General features: G+C 68.7%; 20 protein-coding genes. 10 read left to right on the forward strand and 10 right to left on the reverse strand.

Features of this window, described 5'->3' with window-relative positions; translation table 11 throughout:
* Positions 1 to 12: 12 nt before the first annotated feature.
* The 3 genes from ACWEKS_RS21775 to ACWEKS_RS21785 form a co-directional block, all read right to left on the reverse strand.
* Positions 13 to 1,668 carry a cutinase family protein gene (locus tag ACWEKS_RS21775; protein WP_452341758.1) on the reverse strand — a complete coding sequence of 552 codons (1,656 nt, stop codon included), beginning with the start codon at positions 1,666 to 1,668 and terminating at the stop codon, positions 13 to 15.
* Positions 1,669 to 1,915: 247 nt separating this feature from the next.
* Entirely contained in the window at positions 1,916 to 3,016 is a 1,101-nt protein-coding gene (locus ACWEKS_RS21780; RefSeq protein ID WP_452341759.1) for a baeRF11 domain-containing protein, read from the reverse strand.
* Positions 3,017 to 3,130: 114 nt separating this feature from the next.
* Positions 3,131 to 4,534: a lipase family protein gene (locus ACWEKS_RS21785; RefSeq protein ID WP_452341760.1), complete on the reverse strand. Its 1,404-nt coding sequence runs from the start codon at positions 4,532 to 4,534 to the stop codon at positions 3,131 to 3,133.
* Positions 4,535 to 4,718: 184 nt separating this feature from the next.
* Here ACWEKS_RS21785 and ACWEKS_RS21790 point away from each other — a divergent pair, with 184 nt between their 5' ends.
* Together ACWEKS_RS21790 and ACWEKS_RS21795 are read left to right on the forward strand one after the other, a co-directional pair.
* Entirely contained in the window at positions 4,719 to 5,537 is an 819-nt protein-coding gene (locus ACWEKS_RS21790; protein WP_452341761.1) for an SDR family oxidoreductase, read from the forward strand.
* The gene (locus ACWEKS_RS21795; RefSeq protein WP_452341762.1) at positions 5,518 to 6,414 is read left to right on the forward strand and encodes a DUF4822 domain-containing protein; all 897 of its coding nucleotides are present in this window, start codon (positions 5,518 to 5,520) and stop codon (positions 6,412 to 6,414) included. Before ACWEKS_RS21790 ends, ACWEKS_RS21795 begins: the two co-directional genes overlap by 20 nt.
* Positions 6,415 to 6,495: 81 nt before the next feature.
* On the opposite strand, the gene ACWEKS_RS21800 is transcribed toward ACWEKS_RS21795, so the two are convergent.
* The 4 genes from ACWEKS_RS21800 to ACWEKS_RS21815 form a co-directional block, all read right to left on the reverse strand.
* Entirely contained in the window at positions 6,496 to 6,681 is a 186-nt protein-coding gene (locus tag ACWEKS_RS21800; protein ID WP_452341763.1) for a hypothetical protein, read from the reverse strand.
* On the reverse strand, positions 6,678 to 7,130 hold the full coding sequence (locus tag ACWEKS_RS21805) for a MaoC family dehydratase (protein WP_452341764.1): 453 nt from the start codon (positions 7,128 to 7,130) through the stop codon (positions 6,678 to 6,680). The genes ACWEKS_RS21800 and ACWEKS_RS21805 overlap by 4 nt, the downstream gene beginning before the upstream one ends.
* A 10-nt stretch (positions 7,131 to 7,140) precedes the next feature.
* A complete protein-coding gene (locus tag ACWEKS_RS21810) occupies positions 7,141 to 8,850 on the reverse strand; it encodes a PHA/PHB synthase family protein (RefSeq protein WP_452341765.1) in 1,710 nt (569 codons plus the stop codon).
* A 130-nt stretch (positions 8,851 to 8,980) separates the two neighbouring features.
* On the reverse strand, positions 8,981 to 10,255 hold the full coding sequence (locus ACWEKS_RS21815; RefSeq protein WP_452341766.1) for a PucR family transcriptional regulator: 1,275 nt from the start codon (positions 10,253 to 10,255) through the stop codon (positions 8,981 to 8,983).
* A gap of 167 nt (positions 10,256 to 10,422) precedes the next feature.
* On the opposite strand from ACWEKS_RS21815, the gene ACWEKS_RS21820 reads away from it, so the two are divergent.
* The 3 genes from ACWEKS_RS21820 to ACWEKS_RS21830 are packed head-to-tail and all read left to right on the forward strand — an operon-like array spanning position 10,423 to position 15,147.
* Positions 10,423 to 11,880 carry a class I adenylate-forming enzyme family protein gene (locus tag ACWEKS_RS21820; protein ID WP_452341767.1) on the forward strand — a complete coding sequence of 486 codons (1,458 nt, stop codon included), beginning with the start codon at positions 10,423 to 10,425 and terminating at the stop codon, positions 11,878 to 11,880.
* A 31-nt stretch (positions 11,881 to 11,911) separates the two neighbouring features.
* Positions 11,912 to 13,732 carry a DUF3556 domain-containing protein gene (locus ACWEKS_RS21825; protein WP_452341768.1) on the forward strand — a complete coding sequence of 607 codons (1,821 nt, stop codon included), beginning with the start codon at positions 11,912 to 11,914 and terminating at the stop codon, positions 13,730 to 13,732.
* Positions 13,729 to 15,147, forward strand: a complete 1,419-nt coding sequence (locus ACWEKS_RS21830; protein WP_452341769.1) for a phytoene desaturase family protein — start codon at positions 13,729 to 13,731, stop codon at positions 15,145 to 15,147. The genes ACWEKS_RS21825 and ACWEKS_RS21830 overlap by 4 nt, the downstream gene beginning before the upstream one ends.
* A gap of 6 nt (positions 15,148 to 15,153) precedes the next feature.
* Here the strand turns inward: ACWEKS_RS21830 and ACWEKS_RS21835 are convergent, their stop codons facing one another.
* Positions 15,154 to 15,849, reverse strand: coding sequence for a TetR/AcrR family transcriptional regulator (locus ACWEKS_RS21835; protein WP_452341770.1), 696 nt, complete (start codon positions 15,847 to 15,849; stop codon positions 15,154 to 15,156).
* Between the two features lie 94 nt (positions 15,850 to 15,943).
* Here ACWEKS_RS21835 and ACWEKS_RS21840 point away from each other — a divergent pair, with 94 nt between their 5' ends.
* From ACWEKS_RS21840 to ACWEKS_RS21860, 5 genes are all read left to right on the forward strand, one after another.
* Positions 15,944 to 17,053 carry a hypothetical protein gene (locus tag ACWEKS_RS21840; RefSeq protein WP_452341771.1) on the forward strand — a complete coding sequence of 370 codons (1,110 nt, stop codon included), beginning with the start codon at positions 15,944 to 15,946 and terminating at the stop codon, positions 17,051 to 17,053.
* A 13-nt stretch (positions 17,054 to 17,066) separates the two neighbouring features.
* Positions 17,067 to 17,627, forward strand: coding sequence for an ester cyclase (locus ACWEKS_RS21845; RefSeq protein ID WP_452341772.1), 561 nt, complete (start codon positions 17,067 to 17,069; stop codon positions 17,625 to 17,627).
* Between the two features lie 41 nt (positions 17,628 to 17,668).
* A complete protein-coding gene (locus ACWEKS_RS21850; RefSeq protein ID WP_452341773.1) occupies positions 17,669 to 19,258 on the forward strand; it encodes a zinc-binding dehydrogenase in 1,590 nt (529 codons plus the stop codon).
* Entirely contained in the window at positions 19,255 to 20,064 is an 810-nt protein-coding gene (locus tag ACWEKS_RS21855) for an MBL fold metallo-hydrolase (protein WP_452341774.1), read from the forward strand. The genes ACWEKS_RS21850 and ACWEKS_RS21855 overlap by 4 nt, the downstream gene beginning before the upstream one ends.
* A 168-nt stretch (positions 20,065 to 20,232) precedes the next feature.
* Positions 20,233 to 21,426 carry an MFS transporter gene (locus ACWEKS_RS21860; protein WP_452341775.1) on the forward strand — a complete coding sequence of 398 codons (1,194 nt, stop codon included), beginning with the start codon at positions 20,233 to 20,235 and terminating at the stop codon, positions 21,424 to 21,426.
* Here the strand turns inward: ACWEKS_RS21860 and ACWEKS_RS21865 are convergent.
* Positions 21,395 to 21,706 (reverse strand): hypothetical protein, encoded by a 312-nt coding sequence (locus ACWEKS_RS21865; protein ID WP_452341776.1) that lies wholly within the window; start codon positions 21,704 to 21,706, stop codon positions 21,395 to 21,397. The two genes, ACWEKS_RS21860 and ACWEKS_RS21865, sit on opposite strands and share 32 nt — an antisense overlap.
* Positions 21,703 to 22,260, reverse strand: coding sequence for an RNA polymerase sigma factor (locus ACWEKS_RS21870; RefSeq protein WP_452341777.1), 558 nt, complete (start codon positions 22,258 to 22,260; stop codon positions 21,703 to 21,705). Before ACWEKS_RS21870 ends, ACWEKS_RS21865 begins: the two co-directional genes overlap by 4 nt.
* Between the last annotated feature and the right edge of the window lie 36 nt (positions 22,261 to 22,296).

Below are 22,296 nucleotides of genomic sequence, written 5' to 3' on the forward strand. Positions count from 1 at the left end.
TTCGCCGGTGGGTCAGTGCGTGGGAGTGGTGGTCGGCGGTGTCGTGGTGGTCACCGGGGGAGTGGTGGTGACCGGAACCGTCGTGGTGGTCACCGGCGGGGTGGTCGTGACCGGCGGCGTGGTGGTCGCCGGGGTGGCCGCATCCGGGGTGACCGTGGTGGTCGGCGGCGGCGTCGTCGTGGTGGTGGCGGGCGTCGTCGTGGCCGGGGTGGTGGTTCCGGCGGCCGGTGTCGTGGAACCGGTTGCGGGAGTGGTGGTTCCGGACGTGGCGCTCTTCGGCGCCGCGGCCAGCACGTTGGGGGCCGTGGTGGCGGTCGAGGTCAGCGTCTTCGGGTTCAGCTGGCCGGCCTGGGCCTCCTTGGCGAGCTCGGTGAGCCACGCGGCGGCGTACTCCGCGGAGGTCAGGGGCTTGCCGTTGTCCGGGTTGGAATCCCGCCAGTAGTCGAAGTGGTGACCGGTGCCGTTGGGGCCGAGGGTCAGGTTGTACGGGTCGTTCAGGAGCACCGGGATGGTGTTCTGGTTGGTGGTGATCAGACCGACGACCTCGTTGAAGACCTTCTGCGGCAGGTACGCCAGCGGCGACATGGTCTCGGCCTGAATCGAGTCCGCGGCCACCGGGGTCGGGTTGTCCTGATTCGGCTTGTAGCCCGGCTGCGAGACCTTGAGCAGGACGTCGAGGAAGGTCTCCTTGCTCGTCCACCAGCCGGGGTTGTGCGCGATGTCGGCGAAGGCGTTACCGGCGATCTTGCCCAGCACCACCGCCACATCCATGCCCGTGGTGGGGGTGAGGCCGTCGCTCTGCATCTGGTCGGCATTGATCTGGCGGCCGACATTGATGGCCAGCTGGAGCAGCGAGATGTTCTTCGGCGCGGCGCAGGTGAGGTCGCCGTCGGAGCAGAAGGAGGCGATCCGGCCGTTCAGCGCGCCGAAGTCACCGGAATGGTCCGGTAGTGCGCCCTGGCCGCCGGCGACGTCCTTGCCGGTCTGATAGCTCTGGTTGAAGTTGTCGGGATGGCTGGGGTCCTGCGCGCCCGGGAACGGACCCTCGCCCGCAGTCCGGCCCGAGTCGGCGAGAATGACGACACCGGCCACATTGCCCGGATCGACGATCCCGTACTTGCCGTCCGCCCCGGCGCTCTGGTGCCCGACATCCATGGCGACCCGGCGCGCGACATCCGCGCCCTCGCTGTAGCCCACGATGGCGTACTTGGTGTTGGGGCAGGCCGCGGAGATGTCGCGCATCACTTGCTCGGTATTGGCGACACCGGTGTTCACGGCGTCCTCGTAGCTGTTCAGGTTCGCCGGATAGGAGACGTACACGGCCCAGTACGAGTTGGAGTCGACCGATCCGCCGGGCGCGTTCACCACCGGATCCACCCAGTGGCTCTGGTAGTCGTCCGACAGGGCCGCGGGCAGCTCGTTGCCATTGGCGTCGACCAGCATCTTCGTGGTGCCCTGCTGCGGCGAATCGTTGCGCCCGGCCACCGAGATGGTCACCATGTCGTGACATTCCGTGACCGAGGCCTTCAGCGCCGGATCGGCCTGCTTCGAGTCCGGCGACGACGTGATCGCGAACGTGGCCGCGACCGCTACCGCCACGCCCAGCGTCGCCGGCGCCGCCACCGCCGACGCGATCTTATGTCGTTTCATGAAGCCACGAATATCCATGCCCGAATCCCCATCTCACCCCGACAAGTGAACTGTCAGGCCCTGCGCGCGTCCGGGCCGTCTACCACCGGAGACGTCGTCACAGGAGATTCGAACGTTACTTGATCGAATGAGTCGTTACCGCATCAGGACCTGGGCCGGGGCCCGGCACAGCGGCTGGAGCAGCGAAAACGTGGTCACCCGCACCCGGTTCCGGCGGCCGGTCGGGTACGGGTGACGGGTGTGATCCCGGCGTTACCGGGTGGGACTAGGGCGCGTAGCGGAGGATGGCCGCCGCGTGCGCGCCGTCGGGAATGTCGTCGCCGCGGACGGCCAGCACGCGGCCATTGGCAAGAAGCACGCGCCTGGAGATTTCGTCGAGGACGCCCGGGGCCTCGCCGTCGCCGGTGGCGGCGGCGAGTGCGCCGTCCTGGGTGACGGCGCCGGGAACCGACGCGTCGATATCGACGAGGAGGGTGTGCACGATGCCGTAGGTGGCGGCGCGGGCGATGTCGGAGAGATCGATGACGCCGCGGCCGTCGCTGCGGCGCTTCTCGAATTCGCCTCGGACATCGGCCAATTCGGCGGCGTAGTGCTGATCGAGCAGCTGCCGGGCGCGGGCCGCGAGGTCGCCGTCGGAGAGATGCTCGGGATTGCCGGGAATGCCTTCGGCCAGCAGCAGCGGGTAGCTGTCGACCGAGCGGTACAGCGAATCCGTCGGTTCGGCCGCAGCCAGGATGAGCGGGATGTCGTGACCGGCCAGCACCGGCCGCAGTGCCTGGTCCACGGCCCGGCAGAACTGCCGCACCCGCACCTTGCGGCCCTCGCTGCCCTGCAGTCGGCCGTGCGGGCTGCGGCCCAGCGGCGGCAGATCCAGGTACTTGTTCAGATCGGTCGGGAGTCCGGCGACCGCCACCTCCGCGGCCGGGCCTTCGGCCGCGACCTCCACCAGCCGCACCGCGTTCTCGGACAGGGCCAGCACGAATGCGGTTTGCGGGAAGGTCACCGCCCGCAGCAGCGGCTTGATGTAGAAGCGGTCACCGAGGGTGGCGCTGGGTTCGAGCCGGTTGGGCAGGCGGTAGGTGCGCATGCCCTCGGGCGTGGCGTGCACGGCCAGGGTGCGGGACTGGAAGCGCCAGTAGTCCTCGTCGTCGACGAGGTCGGCGAAGGCGTCGGTCAGCGCGATCCGGGCCTGCTTGTCGGTGACCCGGTCGAGCACCTCTTTCACCTGGTTTTCGAAGGCGACCCGGTTCTTGTCCGGGGTCGGGGTATCCGCCTCGGTCGGGGTGTAGACGGATACGCACCACGGTCCGGTGGTCGACGCCAGCGCCAGAATCTCGCCGCGCGTGGGGATATCTGTATGCAGCATGCTCACCCTCCACGGAGTCTGTTTCTTCTGCCCAGTCCAAGGTAGCTGACACGTTGCTACACCTGGACTGGGCCCGCATCGACGCCGTCGGCCGGGCCCGATGGGCCGGGTCGGTCAGGCCCCGATGGGCTTGCCGAAGAAGGAGGCGAAGGTCTCGCCCAGGGTGTCGCCGAGGGTCTGCAGCTCGCCCGGGGTGCCGAGCATGGACGGCATGTCGGTGGTGGAGCAACCCGGTTGTGCCGCAACGCCGTTCAGCCGATCGAAGAGCCACATGAGCGCGGCGGGGCCGCCGGTGACCTCGGCCAGGATGTGCTCGCTGGCCCAGTCCCGGGTGTAGGTCACCTGCGCGTCCGGCTGCCGGCAGTAGGTGTCGACCAGCTGGTTGGTCGAGGGCAGCGGCAGGATCTCGTCCCAGTGCGAGTGCCAGATGAACAGCGGCATGTCCGGCAGGCTCTTGCCCAGGCGGGTGTCCTCGAGCATGGCCTGCACCGCCGGTTCCTGGAGCGGGTCGGGCGAATCGATCAGGCCGGTGATGTTCAGGAACGGCAGCAACGCCGTCTGGTACTGCACGCAGAACGGGGCCTTCACCGTCCGCAGCAACTGCCCGAGCGGATTGAGCTTCTGATCGAGCAGGGCGTTGAAGTCCGGATACTCGCGCGACAGGCCCAGCACCGCGCCGAGCACCAGGCCCGCGGTCGCCTGGTTGTTGGCCATGAGCAGGGTCGCGCCCAGATCCGCGCCGGTGCCGCCGGAGGCCGCGCCGACGATATTCAGTTCCGGCGCATAGGTTTTGCGCAGTTCGGCGGCGTGCATGGTGGGCATGGATCCACCCGAGTAGCCGTAGAGGGCCACCGGCGCGCCCGCGCCGACCTCGAGCGGCGTGAAGGAGGTGGCGGCGCGAATGCCGTCGAGGGTGATGCGGCCACCCAGCGGGCCCGCCGCATAGGCCGAATTCGGGCCCTCGTGATCGGGGATCACCACCGCGAAGCCCTTCTGTAGCGCGGCCTGCGCGAACAGGAACTCGGCGGGCGCGACGATCTGCCCGAGGAACGGCGCGGCCGAAAGATGTTGCAGCGCATAGGAGGGACTGCAGTATCCCTGGGTCGAGTCCTCGGCGATCTGCACCGAGAGCAGCTTGCGCGGCGCCGGCGCGACCCCGCGCGGCTTGATGAGGGTGGCCACCGCCGGGATCGCCTCGTCGCGACCGTTGTTGGAGCGGTAGGAGACCTGCCAGGCATCCACATTGAGCGGGATCAGGCCGAAGTTGGCGAGATCGACCTGCCGGGCGGCGATGATCTCACCGGGTACAGCGGCCGCGACCACGTCGGCGGGCGGTTGGTAGAAGCCCGGATCGAGTTCCGGTGGCAGCGGCAGGATCTGCGCCGGCTGAATCGAGGGCAGGACGGGCGCGGCGGGATCGGCCGGCGCCGGTCCCGCGGTCAGTCCCGTCACCACCAGTGCACTGATGAACACCGTCCCGAGCCGCAGTAACCGCCCGGTCAGTCGCCTGGTCTTCATCGACCCACTTCCTCACCCTGATCCCCATTGTGAGACCGTCTAGTCTCAATATTGCCGAGCTCACTTTGCCACAGCTGTGACCCGGCTCGCAATATGCGCGCGTGGCGGAATCGGCATATATATCCGGGCGCGACCGTCTCGGCCCTTGCTTGGAGTGCACTCCAGCTGTCTAGGGTCGGAGAACATGAGCAAAGTGTGGTTCATCACCGGTGTATCAAGGGGTTTCGGGCGGGAATGGGCGCTCGCCGCACTGGAGCGGGGGGATCGGGTCGCGGGTACCGCGCGCGATCTGAGCACCCTCGACGAGCTGGTCGCCAAGTATCCGGAGACCTTCCTGGCGCTGCGGCTCGACGTGACCGACCGCGTGGCCGACTTCGCCGCCGTGCGGCAGGCGGCCGACCATTTCGGACGCCTCGACATCGTCGTGAACAATGCCGGCTACGGCCAGTTCGGCATGATCGAGGAGCTCACCGAACAGGAGCTCCGGGATCAGCTGGAGACCAATGTGTTCGGCGCGGTGTGGGTGACCCAGGCCGCACTGCCCATCCTGCGCGCGCAGGGCAGTGGTCACATCCTGCAGGTCTCCAGCATCGGCGGCATCTCCGCCTTCCAGAATCTGGGCGCCTACCACGCCTCGAAGTGGGCACTCGAGGGTCTGTCCCAGTCGCTGGCCCAGGAGGTCGCGCCCTTCGGCATTCATGTGACCCTCATCGAGCCGGGCGGCTTCGACACCGACTGGGCCGGTCCGTCCTCGCGGCATGCCGCCCCGAATCCTGCCTATGACGGTTCCCGTGCGGCCCGCGCCGCTCAGCGTTCGTCGGTTCGCCGCGGTGACCCCGGCGCCACCGGTCAGGCCATTCTCGCGGTGGTCGACGCCGACGAGCCCCCGCTGCGTATCTTCCTCGGCGAGATTCCGCTGGCAATCGCCACCGCGGACTACGAATCGCGCTTGGAGACCTGGCGTAAGTGGCAGCCGATTTCGGTTGCCGCCCAGGGTAACTGAGTCGACGATCCCGACCCGGCCGGCCCCGCCCCCGCGCCGGACCCAGCAGGAACGCGCCGCCCAGGCCGGGCAGGCGCTGCTGGACGCGGCCGAAGAACTGTTCGCCCAGCGTGGGGTCGACCAGACCTCGCTGGCCGATGTGGGGCAGGTGGCCGGGTACAGCCGCGGCCTGGCCAACCACCATTTCGGCAGCAAGGCCGCGCTGGTCGACCAGCTGGCGCAGCGCATCCAGGCGCGCTTCGTCCGGGAGAACGACAGCGTCGCCATCCTCGAGGGTGCAGGCTTGCCAGCGTTTCGTCGAGCGGAGTCTCGCCACCGGATAACTACAGTGAGTCCGATGACAGGTAAAGAGATGACGAAAAAGATCGCGACTCTTGCCATGGCCCTCGCGGCGGTCGGCCTGCTCGGCGCTTGCAGTAGCAACAGCAGCGAGCCGATCCCGACCACCACCTCCGGTGCGGCGCCCACCTCGGCATCCGCGGCGGTCACGCCGGGCTCGCCCGCCGCCATGCTGGCCGCCACACCCTGGGAGACCACCTCCGCGACCGACGCCCACGGCGCCGCGGTCCCCCTCACCGACGACAATGTCAAAAACTACGTCGGCTTCGCCTACTTCAAGTCCGACGGCACCTTCACGATGTTCAACCTCGACGACACCCCGAAAATGCACGGCGACTGGTCCGTCTCCCCGGACGGCAGAACTCGCACCATCGTCGCGAAAAATGATGCGGGCCAAGAACAATTCACCCGCGCGGTCGACATCGTCACCTTGAACGACAAAGACTTCACCTACCGCGTCTATCCCACGGCCGACGACAAGACCGTCTACTTCGACATCATCCACACCCCGACGACCCACCCCGAACCCACCAGGTAAGCCGCACTCCGGCAGCCGAATGCCGCCCGCGTCCGCTCCTGATGGCGCGGGCGGTGCGGTCGATTCGCACCGCTGTGTGCCCTATCGGGACGTCGTTGCCGCCCAGCGATTCCCGTGCCCGGTCCGCCGGTTCAGGCCGGCGCGGAAGGATTCGATGACCGGGGCCGGCGGAACACCCGCGCCCCAGTGCACCCGGATCCGAATCTGCTGTCCCAGTACGGGAATGAGCCGTTGCTCGACGTCGTCGGCGGGCATCGGCGTGCTCACGGGTAGAGCACCACGACGTCGGCGACGCAGGCGGGGCGGCTGCTGCCGTCGATCTCATAGGTGAGGCCGAACACCGCCTCCACGCCGGAGGTCTTCCGCTGGGCCGCATTCAGCGTCACCACCGCCCGAATCTTGGACCCCACCGGCACCGGCGCGGGGAAGCGGACCTTGTTCAGGCCGTAGTTCAGCGCCGCGGTGAGGTCGCGGATCTCGAGGACATCGGCGATCATCACCGGCGCCAGCGAGAGCGTGAGATAGCCGTGCGCGATGGTGCCGTGGAAGGGCCCGTCGGCGGCCCGCCGCGGATCGGTGTGGATCCACTGGTGATCGCCGGTGGCGTCGGCGAACAGCTGCACCTGCGGCTGGGTGATCTCGATCCATTCGGTGGTACCGAGCTGCTGTCCGGTCAGGCCGATCAGGTCGGCGGGTGAGTCGAGTCGTGTTGTCACGGTAGGCCTTTCAGTGAGTGAGTACGTAGGTGCCGGGGGCCGGGTCCTGTGCCGGCAGATCGGGGGCGCCGAGTGTCGCCGGTGCGTCCCGGTCCGGTCCGCTGCGTTCGGCGAGCCAGTGCGCGAAGTCGGGCCACCACGAATCGGCCTGCTGCGCAGCGTTGTCCACCCATGCGGCCGGATCGGCGTCGTCGGGCGCGCCGACGCGATAGGCGGCCTTCGGATTTCCGGGCGGATTCACCAGCGCGGCGATATGGCCACTGGTGGACAACACGAATCGGCAATCCTTGCTGCCCAGCAGCCGGGCGCTGCGGTAGCAGGCCTGCCACGGCGAGATGTGGTCGGCGAGCCCGGCCACCACGTAGGTGTCCACGGTCACCCGCGACAGGTCCACGGGCGTGCCGAGCATGTGCACCCCTCCGGGGACGGTGAGCGAGTTGTGCACACCCATCAGCACCATGTCGCGGTGCAGGGCGGCGGTCATGCGGGTGGTGTCGGCATTCCAGAACAGCACGTCGAAGGGCGCGGGCGCGCGGCCCTGCAGATAGTTGTTGACCCAGTACCGCCAGACCAGATCGGTGGGCCGCAGCCAGGCGAACACCTCCGCCAGCGCGCGGCCGTCCAGGTAGCCCCGGCGCTGGGAGACCGCGATGGCCGTCTTGGCGGTCTCCTCGTCGATGGCGGCCGCGGCGAATCCGGCGCGGGCCTGGTCGAGGACGGTCACCATCAGGGTCAGCCCGGCCAGCCGGTGATCCTGCCCGATCTCGGTGAGGTGGGCCGCGGTCATGGCCGCCAGAATGCCGCCGGAGCACGACGCCTGCAGGTGGGTGCGTTCGGAACCGGTGATCGTCTCGACGGCGCCGAGCGCGTCGATGATGGCCTGGCCGTAGGTGTCGAAACCCCAATCCCGTTGCACGGCCGAGGGATTACGCCACGATATGGCGAACACCTGCTGGCCCTGCGACAGGAAGTACTCGATCATGCTGCGGTGCGGCGCGATATCCATGATGTAGTACTTGTTGATCACCGGCGGCACCATGAGCAAGGGGACCGTGTGCACCCGCGGGGTCTGCGGTGCGTACTGGATCAGCTCGAAGACCTCGGTGCGCAGCACCACCGAACCCGGCGTGACCGCGACGTTCTCGCCCACCGTGAAGGCGTTCGGCTCCACCATGGCGGGAACCCGGGGCGCCCGGGCCATATCGCCGACGAAGCGCCGCAGCCCGCGCACCGCGCTCGCCCCGCCGGTGTCGACCAGCGCCTTCCAGCCCAGCGGATTGAGCAGCGGATTGTTGCTCGGCGACACCCCTTCGAGGACATTGTCGATCACGAAGCGCATCCACTGCTCGTCCTTCCAATCCAGGTGCGCATCGGTGAGCAGTTCCTCGGCGGTGTCGCTGGCGGCCAGATACGCCTGCATGCTGCGCTTCAGGATGGGATTGCTCTGCCAGGCCGGATCGGCGAAGCGCTTGTCGGCCTTGACCGGAGCCCGTTCGGATCGTCCGCGCGCGATATCGGTCAGCTCGTGCCGCAGCGCCGACACCCGCCCGCCCACCACCCGGGGTCGCCGGGCCAGGTGCACGGCCAGCCGGCTCCAGGAATTGTTGGGCAGCATCCGACGGCCGATGCCGACTGCCGATCCGGTCAGCAGTAGATCCAGCGGTGCGGCCAGTTCGTCGGCCTGTGCGGGTTCAGCGGCGTAGTCGGAATTGGTCACCATGAGTCACTCCTCGGGGAATGGGGGAATTCATGGCGAGAAAGGTAGGCCGCCGGCGCGCTGCTGCCATTGTGTCGCGGAGACGAAGATGAGTCCCGGTCTTGTCCTCCGCGTGCGGCAGCCGCTCGCGATCTCAGCCCTGCGGGCGCAGCACCGCCGGGCCGTACCAGTGGCAGGCCAGCAGGGCGAGTTCGACGTCGAGCCGATCGCCGGTGATCGGCCGGCCGCGACGCTCGATGGCCCGGCCGACGCGGTACTTCACGGAATTGAAATGCAGATCCAGTTCACCGGCCGCGGCCTTGAAACTCGAACCGCTGCGCAGGAATACGCGCAGCGTCTCGCGCAGGCGTTCGTCATTGCCGGTGTCGCAGGCCAGATTTCCCAGCACCTCGCCCACCCACTCGCGGGTTTCGCCGAGATCGCCGCCCAGCAGCGCCGCCGCCGCGAGACCCGGTTCCCACGCGGCCAGCAGCGGATTCGCCAGTCCGCGGGCGAGCGCTACGCCGTGGGCTCGCTCGGCCTGCCGATGGGACGCCCGGAAGCCGTCGAGGCCCGGCTGGGCCGGGCCGATGGCGATACCCGGCGGGCCGGACTCGGCCGAGACCCGGGCCCGAATGCGCGCGAGCGGATCGCCGGGATCCGCGCGATAGGGCAGCCAGGCCCACGCGCCGGCCGGATCGGTGGCGACGAACAGGGGATTCGCCTCCACGGCCAGCTCCTGCCCGAGCTCGCGGACGAACTGCTGCAGGCGGGGGATCTCGTCGTCCTCGGAGCCCGAATACCAGAGCACCAGCGCCACGTGATGCCAGCGCAGCGGATACCGGAGGGCGGTGGACACGGCGTCCACGTCGACGGTCTTGCGGCTGGTCAGCAATTCGCGGACGCGTAGCGCGCGCAGGCTGTTCCGGCTCTCCAGCCACCGCTCACGCTCGTCGTCGTAGATCAACACGACCTGCTCGGTGATGCGGTCGATGTATTCGAACAGGATCGCCGTGATGCGCTCGATGGCGGTGACCCGCTCGGCCGCCGGAATGTCCATGGTGTGCAGCTCGGTGAACACCATCTCGGTCATCCGGCGCTGCCCTAGCCGATAGGCACGTACCAGCGCATTGGCCGGAATGCCTTGCTGCGCAAGGCGTCTGGCGTACTCGACGGCCGCGCCGGGGGCCTGGATGCGGTCCACCGGAATGTCGTGGCGCATGGCCTGCAGCAGGGTGTCCACATTGGCCTCGACGCTCGCGCCGAGCAGGTCCACCGTGCGGATATCGCCGCGCAGCACGACGATGTCGTCCTCCAGCGCGTCGCGAATGGCGGCGCTCACCTGCGTCACCCTGGCGTTCAACCGGGCGGCGATCGCTTCCACATAGCGGCTCACCGCGACCTCGCCGTCGCGCCGCGCAACCGTCACCCCTCCACGGTAGATCCGGGACCGCGCGGTGGCGGCGGATTCGCCGACCGGGTTTGTCTCCCGGCGACAAATGCGGCCCGGAACTTCGTTCACACACGACGGTGGCGCGGGGGCCGGCCATTTCTACCGTGGTCGCCATCACTTTTCCTCCCGCAAGGACATAACTCATGAACCTCCCGGCACTACCCGATCGCAGGGCCGCTGCCCGTCCGACCGCCCCCGCCCTCGCCGACGACTGGGCCGATCTCGACAACACCCGGTTCCTCGCGGCGGTGCAGCGGGCCGCCGCGACCCTGCGCGGCCACGGTGTCGGCGCCGGCGACGTGGTCGCGGTGCGGCTGCCCAATACCGCGGACCTGGTGGTGACGCTGTTCGCCGCGTGGCGGCTGGGCGCGGCGGTCACACCGGTGAATCCGGCGCTGGTCGCCGACGAGGTCGCCTTCCAGGTGGCCGACGCCGGCGCGAAGGCGATGGTCACCGATGCGCCGTTCGATGGCCCCGGGTGCGCGGTCGTCCCGCTGGGCGAGCTGCTCGCGGGCCCTGGCATCGACGTCGAGCCGATCGACGCGGACCCCGCCGCGCTGGCCCTGCTCATCTACACCAGCGGCACCACCGGGCGGCCCAAAGGGGTCATGCTCGACCACGCCAACCTGCTCGCCATGTGCGGCATGGTCATCGACGCGCTGGATCTCGACGAGAGCGACCACAGCCTGCTCGTCCTGCCGCTGTTCCACGTCAACGGGATCGTGGTGAGCGTGCTGTCCCCGCTACTGGCGGGCGGGCGCACCACTGTCGCGGGCCGGTTCGACGCGGGCAGCTTCTTCGACCGGATCGAAAAGGCGCGGCCCACATACTTTTCCGCCGTGCCGACCATCTACGCCATGCTGGCCGACCGGCCCGCGGACGTACGCCCGGACACCTCGTCGGTGCGCTTCGGCATCTGCGGGGCCGCCCCGGCGAGCATCGGGGTACTGGCGAAATTCGAGGCCCGTTACGGCATCCCGGTGGTGGAGGGCTACGGCCTGTCCGAGGGCACGTGTGCCAGCACGATCAATCCAATTGCCGGACTGCGTAAGCCGGGCACGGTCGGTCTGCCGCTGCCGGGCCAGCGCATCCGCATCCTCGGTCCGGACGGTGACGACGCGCCGGAAGGGGAGGCCGGCGAGGTCCTGATCTCCGGTCCGAATGTCATGCGCGGCTATCTGAATCGGCCCGAGGTCACCGCCGCCACCGTCGTGGACGGCTGGCTGCACACCGGCGATATCGGGCGGCTGGACGAGGACGGCTATCTGGTCCTGGTGGACCGGGCCAAGGACATGATCATCCGCGGCGGCGAGAACATCTACCCCAAGGAGATCGAGACCGTCGTCTACCAGCTGCCCGAGATCGCCGAGGCGGCTGTCGTGGGCCGGCCCGACCCGGTCTACGGCGAACAGCCGATCCTGTTCGCCGCCCTCACCACCGGCGCTGCCCTGGACGCCGACGGCATTCGTGAGCACGCCCGCCGGGGATTGGCGAAATACAAACTGCCGGTCTCCATCTCGATTCTCGACCAGCTGCCCAAGAACGCGGTCGGCAAGATCGACAAACCCGCGCTGCGCCGCCTCGACGCGCAAACGCTCTGATTCCCACCACTTTTCAGCAAGGAGCCTCGTCATGGGATTCATCGAACCCGATCTGCCGGCCGTGCAGCCCGAGCACTTCCTGCGGCTGCCGCTCATGGAGCGCATGCGGATCCTGGCCGTCAACTGGGCCGAACACGGCTTCGGCTCACCGCGCATGGTGCACACGATCTACATCCTGAAACTGATCGTGATGTACGCCCTCGGCGGCGTTGTCGTCGCCACCACCACCTCGCACCTGCCCGCGTTCTGGCACGTGAGCGAGTGGTGGAACCAGCCGATCGTCTACCAGAAGGTCATCCTGTGGACCGTCCTGCTGGAGAGCATCGGCATCGCCGGCTCGTGGGGTCCGTTGGCGGGCAAGGTGAAACCCATGACCGGCGGCATCCGGTTCTGGGCGCGGCCGCGCACCATCCGGCTGCGGCCGTGGACCTGGGTGCCGTTCACCGCGGGCGACCGGCGCGGCTGGTCCGACATCACGCTGTACATCGCGTTGCTGGTGAGCGTGGCAGTCGCGCTGTTCTCGCCTGGCGTGCACAGTGATTCGCTGTCGGCGGCGGTACCGGGCAACACCTCCGGCCTGGTGAATCCGGCGCTGCTCGTCGCGCCGATCGTGCTGCTCGTCCTGAACGGGTTGCGGGACAAGACCATTTTCCTGGCCGCCCGTGGCGAACAGTATCTGCCCGCACTGTTCTTCTTCGCGGTGCTGCCCTTCGTCGACATGATCATCGCGCTGAAGCTGCTCATCGTCGTCGTGTGGGTGGGCGCGGGTGTGTCCAAGTTCGGCAAGCACTTCTCGCAGGTGGTGCCGCCCATGGTGAGCAACAGCCCGTCGGTACCGTTCACCTGGTTCAAACGCGCGCACTACCGGGACTTCCCGCGCGATCTGCGCCCGTCCCGCATCGCCGATGTGATGGCGCACGTCGGCGGCACCACGGTCGAGGTGATCACGCCGCTGGTGCTGCTGTTCTCCACCGACCGCTGGCTCACCCTGGCGGCCGTCGCGGTGATGGTGATCTTCCACCTGTTCATCGTGTCGACCTTCCCGCTGGCGGTGCCGCTGGAATGGAACGTGCTCTTCGCCTACGCGACGGTGTTCCTGTTCCTGGGCTTCCCGAACTGGCACGGCTACGGCGTCTTCGACCTCTCCTCGCCGTGGCTGGCACTCGGGCTGATCGCCGGACTGCTGGTCTTCCCGATCCTCGGCAATTTCCGGCCCGACAAGGTGTCGTTCCTGCCGTCCATGCGGCAGTACGCCGGCAACTGGGCCTCGGCGGTGTGGGCCTTCGCCCCCGGCGCGGAGGGCAAACTGGATAGGGTGACGCGCTCTGCCAAGAACCAGGTCGACCAGTTCGTCGAATTCGGCTACGAGCCGGCGTGGGCCGAGGTGACCATGCAGCAGGTCGTCGCCTGGCGCACCATGCACAGCCAGGGCCGCGGCCTGTTCTCGGTGCTGCTGAAGAACCTGCCCGACATCGATGCCCGCACCGTGCGCGAGGGCGAATTCCTCTGCAACTCGGTGATCGGCTTCAACTTCGGCGACGGGCACCTGCACAACGCGGACTTCATCGCCGCCGTACAGCGCGAAGCCCGCTTCGAACCGGGCGAGGCGATCGTCGTCTGGGTGGAATCGCAGGCGTGGGGCAGCCAGGTGCAGCACTACCAGGTCATCGACGCCGCACTCGGGGTGATCGAGCGGGGCACCTGGAAGGTCGCCGACGCCGTGGCCGAGCAGCCGTGGCTGCCCAACGGCCCGATCCCGCTGGCGGTCACCTGGACCCGGCCGCAGCGAGAAGTGCCCGGCCCGGCGGAGATTCGCGACCAGCAGCAGCACGGTCACGGAGCGCTGGCATGACCACCGCGACCGTCGTCGGCGGCGGGCCCAATGGACTCGCCGCCGCCGTGGCCCTCGCCCGGGCGGGCGTGCGGGTCACCGTCCTGGAGGCCGACCAGGAGATCGGGGGCGGCACCCGCACCATCGAGGCCATTGTTCCCGGACTGCTGCACGACCACTGCTCGGCGGTCCACCCGATGGCCGCGGGCTCGCCGTTCCTGCGTGAACTCGGACTCGATCGATACGGATTGTCCTGGCGCACAACGGAGATCGACTGCGTGCACCCGCTCGCCGACGGCCGGGCCGGCGTCCTGCGCCGGTCGGTCGAGCGCACCGCCGCCGGGCTCGGCCGCGACGGGCAGCGGTGGACGTCATTGTTCGGCAGGCCCGCCGCCCGCTACGACGCCCTGGCCGAGGACATCCTGCAACCCCTGCTGCGGGTGCCCCGGCACCCGCTGACCCTGGCCCGCTTCGGCGCACCGACCCCGCTGCCCGCCTCGACGCTGGCCCGGATCTTCCGGACCGAGGAGGCGCGGGCCTTGTTCGGAGGTGTTGCGGCGCATGCCTTCCGGCCGCTGCACCTGCCGCTGACCTCGGCCATCGGCCTGGGCATCCTGACTGCGGGGCATCGCTACGGGTGGCCCGTGGCGGCCGGCGGCTCTCAGGCCATCACCGACGCGCTGGCGGCCCTGCTCGTCGACCTCGGCGGCAAGATCGAGACCGGCGTCCGGATCGAGACGGCCATCCAATTGCCGCAGGCCGACCTCACCATGTTCGACCTGGCCCCTGAGTCGGTGGCCGAGATCCTCGGCGACCGGCTGCCGTCGCGAATCTCCCACGCGTACCGGCGATTCCGGCGTGGACCGGGTGCGTTCAAGGTCGACTTCGCGGTCGCGGAGGGTGTGCCCTGGACCAATCCGGACGCCCGCCGCGCCGGGACCGTCCATCTGGGCGGTCCGTTCGCCGAGGTCGCCGCCGCGGAGCGCGATATCCATGCCGGTCGGCTGCCCGAGCGACCGTTCGTCCTGGTGGGCCAGCAATATCTGGCCGACCCGCAACGCTCGGTGGGCGATGTCCACCCCGTCTGGGCTTACGCCCATGTCCCGCACGGCTATACCGGCGATGCCACCGAGGCGATCATCGGGCGCATCGAGCAGTTCGCTCCCGGCTTCCGTGACCGTGTCATCGGCTACACCGTCAGCCCGACCGCCGAATTCGCCGCCCACAACCCGAACTTCACGGGCGGCGACATCATGACCGGATCCAAGGACATCCGCCAGCTCGTCTTCGGCCCACGAATCACCTTGTCCCCATATGCGATCGGGATTCCCGGCATGTACATCTGCTCCGCCGCGACCCCACCCGGCCCGGGTGCCCACGGCATGTGCGGCGCGAATGCCGCCGCGGCGGCCCTGGCTCATCTCGGATCCGTGTGAGGACGACTACCGGGAGTTCCGCGTCGAACCGTCGATGCGGGCGATGACCGCGTCGAGCGCCAGATCGATCGTGTAGTCGAATTCCTCCTGCTTGTCGAATCTCGCCAGGTAGGGAGCGACTTCCGCGACGGCGGGCAGTCCCGACTGTTCGAGCGTCGCCCGGCGCGCGGCGATCCCGGCGATGTCGCTGGTTCCGTAAGTGGGGCCGGCATTGACTTCGCGCAGCAGGGTGCCGATGAGGGCGGCCACCATCGTCCGCATCAGATGGACCGCTTCCCGCGGATCGCAGCCTGCGGCGAGCAGTACTTCCAGGACGGCCTGGATCGGTGCCAGGCCCTCCACCGATGCCAATTGCCGCGTGAGCACCAGGGCGGCGGCCGCGGGATGCAGCAGGGCCCGATCGCGGAACGCCTCCGCGATGGCCCGCAGGTCACCTCGGAGATCGCCGCGGCGGGCGGGCAGCTCGATCGAGCCCAGCAGATGCTCGGCGACCGCATCGAGCAGCCCGTCCTTGCCGTCCACGTGGTTGTACAGGCTCTTCGGGTCGACACCGAGCTCGCGTGCGACCGCGCGCATCCCGACAGCGTCGATACCGTCGCCGTCGATCACCGTGAGGGTCGCAGCGACGATCCCCGCCCGGGTGAGCTGGCCGGACCCTTTCGGGGGCCGTCCCCGGCGCGTCGAGGGGGCTGGGCTGGTCATGCGGCCATTCTGCCGCACACCCTTGATTAAATCCACACTGTGGGTATATCGTCACGACTGCATAAAACCCACGCTGTGGATATTGGAGTCCGGCATGCGTTTCCCCTGGGGCACTTCCGATGTGGTCGATCTACCGGCCGTTGGAACCCGTATCGACACTTTCACCGATCTCGCGCACGTCGAGGGCGGTCCGGGCGCACGGCTGCGGGTCGCGCGTGAACAGGCGCAGGCGTTCCGTCGCGAATTCCCGGGCACCGGCACCCCCGACAGCATCACCACCTGCGATCTGGTGACCCTGCCGTATCCGACGCGGTTCGGTCTGTTCCGCGCCTCGCGGGCGATCGCGCCGTTCCTGTCGATCACCAACCGGATGCTCGTGATCCGCTGGCACGACTCCGACGGACGCCCCCGCACCCTGCTGTTCGAGCCCTCCGACGTCGAACTCGGCCGCTACACACCGTATTTCGACAATCTCTCCCGGCGGACCCCGGCGATGATCGAGCGGCGCATGGTCACCGAACACGGTACGGTGCTGGGCCATCTGTCTCGCCTGGGCATTGCGCGCGACGAGGTCGACTATCTGATGTTCGACCATCTCCACACCCAGGACCTGCGGCGCTGGATCGGGACCACCGTCCATCAGACCGACCTCGACACCACACCGGCGGCGATCTTCCCCAACGCCAAGGTCATCGTGCAACGCGACGAGCTCGCGGGCATGGCCGAGCTGCATCCGCTGCAGCAGCCGTGGTACCAGCCCGCCGCGTACCGGGATGTTCCCGTCGAGGCGTTCCTGCCCATCGAGGGCTCGGTCGTCCTCGGGCCCGGTGTCGCCGTGGTCAAGACTCCCGGGCACGTGTTCGGCAATCAGAGCCTGGTGGTCAACACCTCGACCGGGATCTGGGTCAGCAGCGAGAACGTGATCGCGGCCGAGGCGCTCACCCCGGAACACTCCCGATTGCCGGGGCTGGCGCGGTGGGCGCGGGAATGGCGACAGGAGATCGTGCTCAACGCCAACACCATGGAAACCACCGCCGACCAGTACAACTCGATCATCCTCGAGAAGACGCTGGCCGACCGCAGTCAGGCCGACCCACGCTTCCTGCAGTTCTTCCCGTCCAGCGAACTCACCGGCGTCTGGACCAACCCGGGTACCCACCCCACCTTCCACCACGGCCACCTCACTCATGGCCCTCAGCGCTGAGGAGAGACCAACCATGTCTTCACGATTCACCCTGCCGCCCGAAGCCGTGCTGCGCGCCCGGGAGAAGCTGGTGCTCGATCATTTCCACGACGAGGTGGCCCAGGACTGGGACGCCACGCTGTCGACGTTCCCGCACCCGCACTACGAGCTGATCGCACCGATGGTCGTCCACGACGGCGACACCGAGGTCCGCGACTACTACCGCGACACCCGCGTCGCCTTCCCCGACCAGGACCACGAGATCATCGCCCTGCGCCACAGCCACGACGCGGTGATCGTCGAATTCTGGCTGCTGGGAACCCATTTGGGGCCGCTGGGCAAAATCCCGCCCACCGGATCGGCCCATCGGACCAGGATGACGGCCTATTTCGTGTTCGACGAGCACGAGCACCTGGCGATCGAGCGGATCTATTTCGACCAGCTCACCGTCCTCAAGCAACTGCTGGGCGGGCTGGACCGCCGCAAACCCCGCGACCTGCTCACCCTCGCCCGAGCCCTCGCCGGAGCCGCCACCACCACCGGCGAACCCGACCCGCGCCTGCTGAACACCACACCTCCGGAACTCGGCGACTGACTCCCGCCATGGACTCGAACGAACGCAAGGAGAAGACCACAATGCGTGCACTCATCGGCGGCAAGGGAACCGAGTGGGTTCGTGAGGACCGCGAGCTGCCAGAGCAGTTGGGCGCCATCCGCATCCAGGTCATGGCGGCCGGTCTCAACCGTGCCGACCTCTACGCCCTCGACGGCAGCTACACCGCCAATTCGCAGGGCGATGGGCCCTTCGTCGCCGGCATGGAGGTCGCCGGAGTCGTCGAGACTTCCAGCCTGCTCGCACCGCACCTGCCCGTCGGTACCCGGGTCATGGGCATCACCGCCGGAGCCTTCGCCGACTACGCCCTGTGCCACCCCCGTCTGGTGGTGCCGATCCCCGATAATCTCGGTTTCGACGCCGCGGCGACCCTGCCCGTCGGCCTGATCACCGAACACGACGCACTGGTCACCCAGGCGGGTTTCACCCCGGGCGACACCGTGCTCATCGTCGGCGGCGCCAGTTCGATCGGTCTGATCGGCATCCAGCTCGCCAAGGCCCTCGGTGCCGGCACGGTCATCGCCACCACGACCAGCGCGGGTAAACGGCCTGCCCTGCTGCGCGCGGGCGCCGACGTGGTGGTCGACACCACCGCCGAGGACCTGGCAGCGGTGGTGCTCGCGACCACCGGCGGCAAGGGCGCGACCATCACCCTCGACCACGTCGGCGGGAACCTCTTCGCGCAGCTGCCCGCCGCCACCGCGATCGGCGGCACGATCATCAGCATCGGCCGGCTCGCCGGTGCGGGCACCGATCTCGATCTCGACACCCTGGCCTTCCGCCGTCAGCGAGTGCTCGGCACCACCTTCAGCATTCGCACCCGCACCGAACTCGCCGACGTCGTCGGCGCGCTCGCCGACCGGGTCCTGCCCGCGCTCGCCGCCGGGAAGATCACCCCCACGCTCGACAGTGTCTACCCGGTCGACGACGCGCGGGCCGCCGCGCAGCGCCTGCGCGACAACGCGGCCACCGGCAAGATCGTCCTGTCGTTCGCCGACGCCCACCCCGGTCCGGCGCCGACCCCCGACCCGGTGGCCAACCTGTTCGGCGGCATCGCCCAAATCGGTTACGTGGTGCGCGATATCGAGGAATCGATGCGCAACTTCGTCGCCTGCGGTATCGGTCCGTGGTTCTTCCTGCGCGGTGTACGCCCGGAGGACTTCACCTACCGAGGTGAACCGTCGGCGATGGTGATGGATGTCGCGGTCGCCAACAGCGGTGACATTCAGATCGAGCTGATCAGCCCCGTCAACGACGCGCCCTCGATGTACCGCGACTTCCTCGAGGCGGGACACGAAGGCGTGCAACACATCGCCTATTGGAGCGACCGTTACCAGCAGCTCTACGATCGGGTGCTCGCGGCCGGATTCACCGTCGGGCAGGAGGGTCGCATCGGTGGTGCCGACGGCCGATTCGCCTACCTCGAGACGGAGCATCACCCCGGCACCGTCATCGAGATCTCCGATGTCGGCGGCACCAAGCGGCTCGTCTTCGACCTGGTCCGGATGGCAGCCGCGAACTGGGACGGCAGCAATCCGATCCAGACCATCGACGCCGGCCTCATCGGGGGCGATCCCGCAGCCATGACGGCGATGCTCGAGGCGCTGGGATGAAAGTCCACCACCTCAACTGCGGCACCATGCATCCCCCATGCACCCCCGCAGGTTTGGTGTGTCACGTCCTGCTCCTGGAGACCGGCACCGGCCTCGTGCTGGTGGACAGCGGGCTGGGGCTGCGCGATGCCGCCGACCCCGCAGCCCGATTCGGTCCGGCCCGGTTCTACGTGCGCCCCAGGTTCGACGCGAACGAGTCCGCCGTTCGGCAACTCGAACGTCTCGGCTTCGACCCGCGTGATGTCCGCGATATCGTGCTGACCCACTTCGATGCCGACCACACCGGCGGGCTCGCCGACTTTCCTTGGGCCAGAGTGCATCTCACCGCCGATGAAGAGAAAGCGGCCCGGCAACCGGCAGGTTTCGTCGAGAAGGCCCGCTACCTGCCCACCCACCGCGACCATCACCCGACCTTGGTCTGCCACACCCCCGGCGACGGCGATCCCTGGTACGGCTTCGCCGCCGCCGAGGAACTCACCGAGATCACCCCCGGCCTCGTCATGATCAGCCTGCCCGGCCACACTCGCGGCCACGCCGCCATCGCCGTCGACACCGGCGAACGATGGATCTTCCACGCCGGCGACTCCTTCTACCACCACGGCCAGATCGACGGCCTCACCCCGGTGCCACGAGCCCTGACCGCAATGGAACGTTTTGTCGCACACGACATGAACGCAGTTCGCGCCAACCACGAACGCCTCGCCGAGCTGTGGGCCGGACAGTCCCCCGACCTGCTGCTGATCAACGCCCACGACCCTCTCCTGCTGCGCCGTGCCCAGCAGATCGACACCGACGCCGGCAGATGACGTGCCGTCACCGACCACCTGCTCGACGCCCCAGTCATCGCGGAACAGACATCCCCGCAACGGAGTAGAAGGAATGCGCTGACACATTGCCACCACGCCGCTGCCGGCGTGACGGTGATGTCTGAATCTTGCCAGCCGCACGGGTGGGGTGTTCGTAGCGTCGGGAGTATGGAAACGGAACTGATTGCCGTTGAACGGGTTACGGGCTTGCGGACGCCGGTGATGTGGTTCATGGCCATCGCGGCAGCGTTGGGGACTGCCAGTATCTATCCGCTGCAGCCGGCCATCGCGGCGGTGGCCGGGTCGTTCGGGTCATCGCTCGCCGAGGTCGGGGGAGCGTTGGCGTGCGGGCCGGTGGGGTACCTGGTGGGGCTCGCGCTGCTGGTGCCGCTGGTGGATCGGGTGCCGCCGCGGACGGTGGTGGCGGCGCAGTTCTGGTCGCTGGGGGTGGCGCTGGCCGGGGCGGCGGCGGTGGGGTCGCCGTGGCTGCTCGGCCTCGCCATCGGCGTGATCGGGGCCGGCTCCTCGGTCGGGGCCCAATTAAGTTCAGTGGCAGGCCGATTCGCGGAACCGGCGCGGCGGGCGACCGTGCTGGGCGTGGTCACGGCGGGGATCTCGGCGGGAATTCTATTGGGGCGCATCGTGGGCGGGTGGCTGGCCGATGCCATCGGGTGGCGCGGCATGCTGCTTCTGCTGGCGGCGGCCTGCGCGGTGGTGGCGGTCGCGGCGCGCGCGGTGCTGCCCGCCGAAACCGGGAACGCCGGCACCAGCTACCTGGGGCTGCTGCGCGGACTGCCGGGGCTGTACGCGCGGTTCCCGGTGTTGCGGCTGGCTGCCGGGCGAGGTGCGTTGTGGTTCTTCGCCTTCTGTGCGGTGTGGGCCGGACTGTCGGTGGCCCTGTCGGAACCGCCGTTCTCGTATTCCGCCGAGCGCATCGGGCTTTACGCCTGCGCCGGACTGCTCGGCATCGTGGCGACGCGGGTCGCCGGGGCCTGGACCGATCGGGTCGGGGCGCGCCGGGTGATCCTGGCCGGGCTCGGGCTCGCGGCCGCCGCGACCGTGATTCTCGCGACGAGCCTGTCGAATACCGTTGTCACGCTGGCGTGCCTGGGCCTGTTCGATGCCGGATTGTTCGCCGCTCAGGTCGCCAATCAGAGCACCGTGCTCGCCATCGATCCGGCCGCGACAGCGCGTTTCAACAGCGCGTACATGCTGGTGTACTTCGTCGGCGGCAGTGCGGGCACCGCGTTCGGCGCGGCCGCGGTGAGCTGGTTCGGCTGGGCGGCAACGGCTCTCGTCGCCGCCGGCGCGATCGTGGGCGCGGCCGCGATCACCGTGTCGGTGCGCGCGGCCCGCGCCTGACGCTCCCTTCGACGCGGGTCAGGTGACAGGCGCCGTCGGTGCAGGAGCGTTGCAGGCGTCCTCGTGAGATCGTCTGGATCAGGCCGATCGCCCAGCACATGGGACAGCCGCGCAGGGCCAGGACACCGATCGGCAGCAGTAGCAGACTCGGTATGCCGAAAACCGGTGCCAGGGCGACCGATCCGGCGAGCAGCCCGAATCCGATGACTCCTCGTGCCAGATGGGCAGGGACGGACGTGCTGGCGAAAGACCTTTCGCCCGAGGTGAGACGACTGTTCATTCCGCTGCCGCCTCCTTCCAGGCATCCAGCTCGGAGCGCACGGTGGTGCGGGCACGGTGCAGCCGAGACTTCATCGCCGCCGTGCTCAGCCCGACCGATTCGGCCACCACACTTCCCGGCAGGCCCTGAACGTCACGCATGATCAGTACCCGGCGCTGATCGGCGGGCAAGGACGCGATGGCCGCGGCCACCCGCTCGATCTCCAGCCGGGCCAGCACATCGTCCTCGGCCGAGGCGGTGCACGCCTCGGCACTCGTTTCGGAGCGCCGGGCCATATCCGCGACTCGCCGCAAGCATTCGTTGCGCACGATCCGAAACATCCAGGAGGCCAGCGCACCCGTGGCCCGCAGAGTTCCGATCTTGCGATACAGCACGATCATCGCCTCCTGCGCCGCATCCTCGGCATCCTGACTGCTCGCGCACAGCGAATACGCGAACCGCCGCACATGCGGATGCGCACCGGAAACCAACGCCGCAATCGACGCCTCATCCCCGCCCTGGGCCGCGACCACAATGTCCGCCGCAGGCCACGAGGACGGCGTGCCCCTACCCACGCGACCGCTTCCGATTACGCAGGAACAGCACACAAC

This window comes from Nocardia sp. NPDC004711 (genome assembly GCF_053601595.1).

Coding starts and splice junctions, on each gene's coding strand:
- ACWEKS_RS21775 (WP_452341758.1), bottom strand. CDS start 1,668: ATGGATATTCGTGGCTTCATGAAACGACATAAGATCGCGTCGGCGGTG.
- ACWEKS_RS21780 (WP_452341759.1), bottom strand. CDS start 3,016: ATGCTGCATACAGATATCCCCACGCGCGGCGAGATTCTGGCGCTGGCG.
- ACWEKS_RS21785 (WP_452341760.1), bottom strand. CDS start 4,534: ATGAAGACCAGGCGACTGACCGGGCGGTTACTGCGGCTCGGGACGGTG.
- ACWEKS_RS21790 (WP_452341761.1), top strand. CDS start 4,719: ATGAGCAAAGTGTGGTTCATCACCGGTGTATCAAGGGGTTTCGGGCGG.
- ACWEKS_RS21810 (WP_452341765.1), bottom strand. CDS start 8,850: ATGGTGACCAATTCCGACTACGCCGCTGAACCCGCACAGGCCGACGAA.
- ACWEKS_RS21820 (WP_452341767.1), top strand. CDS start 10,423: ATGAACCTCCCGGCACTACCCGATCGCAGGGCCGCTGCCCGTCCGACC.
- ACWEKS_RS21825 (WP_452341768.1), top strand. CDS start 11,912: ATGGGATTCATCGAACCCGATCTGCCGGCCGTGCAGCCCGAGCACTTC.
- ACWEKS_RS21830 (WP_452341769.1), top strand. CDS start 13,729: ATGACCACCGCGACCGTCGTCGGCGGCGGGCCCAATGGACTCGCCGCC.
- ACWEKS_RS21835 (WP_452341770.1), bottom strand. CDS start 15,849: ATGACCAGCCCAGCCCCCTCGACGCGCCGGGGACGGCCCCCGAAAGGG.
- ACWEKS_RS21840 (WP_452341771.1), top strand. CDS start 15,944: ATGCGTTTCCCCTGGGGCACTTCCGATGTGGTCGATCTACCGGCCGTT.
- ACWEKS_RS21845 (WP_452341772.1), top strand. CDS start 17,067: ATGTCTTCACGATTCACCCTGCCGCCCGAAGCCGTGCTGCGCGCCCGG.
- ACWEKS_RS21850 (WP_452341773.1), top strand. CDS start 17,669: ATGCGTGCACTCATCGGCGGCAAGGGAACCGAGTGGGTTCGTGAGGAC.
- ACWEKS_RS21855 (WP_452341774.1), top strand. CDS start 19,255: ATGAAAGTCCACCACCTCAACTGCGGCACCATGCATCCCCCATGCACC.
- ACWEKS_RS21860 (WP_452341775.1), top strand. CDS start 20,233: ATGGAAACGGAACTGATTGCCGTTGAACGGGTTACGGGCTTGCGGACG.
- ACWEKS_RS21865 (WP_452341776.1), bottom strand. CDS start 21,706: ATGAACAGTCGTCTCACCTCGGGCGAAAGGTCTTTCGCCAGCACGTCC.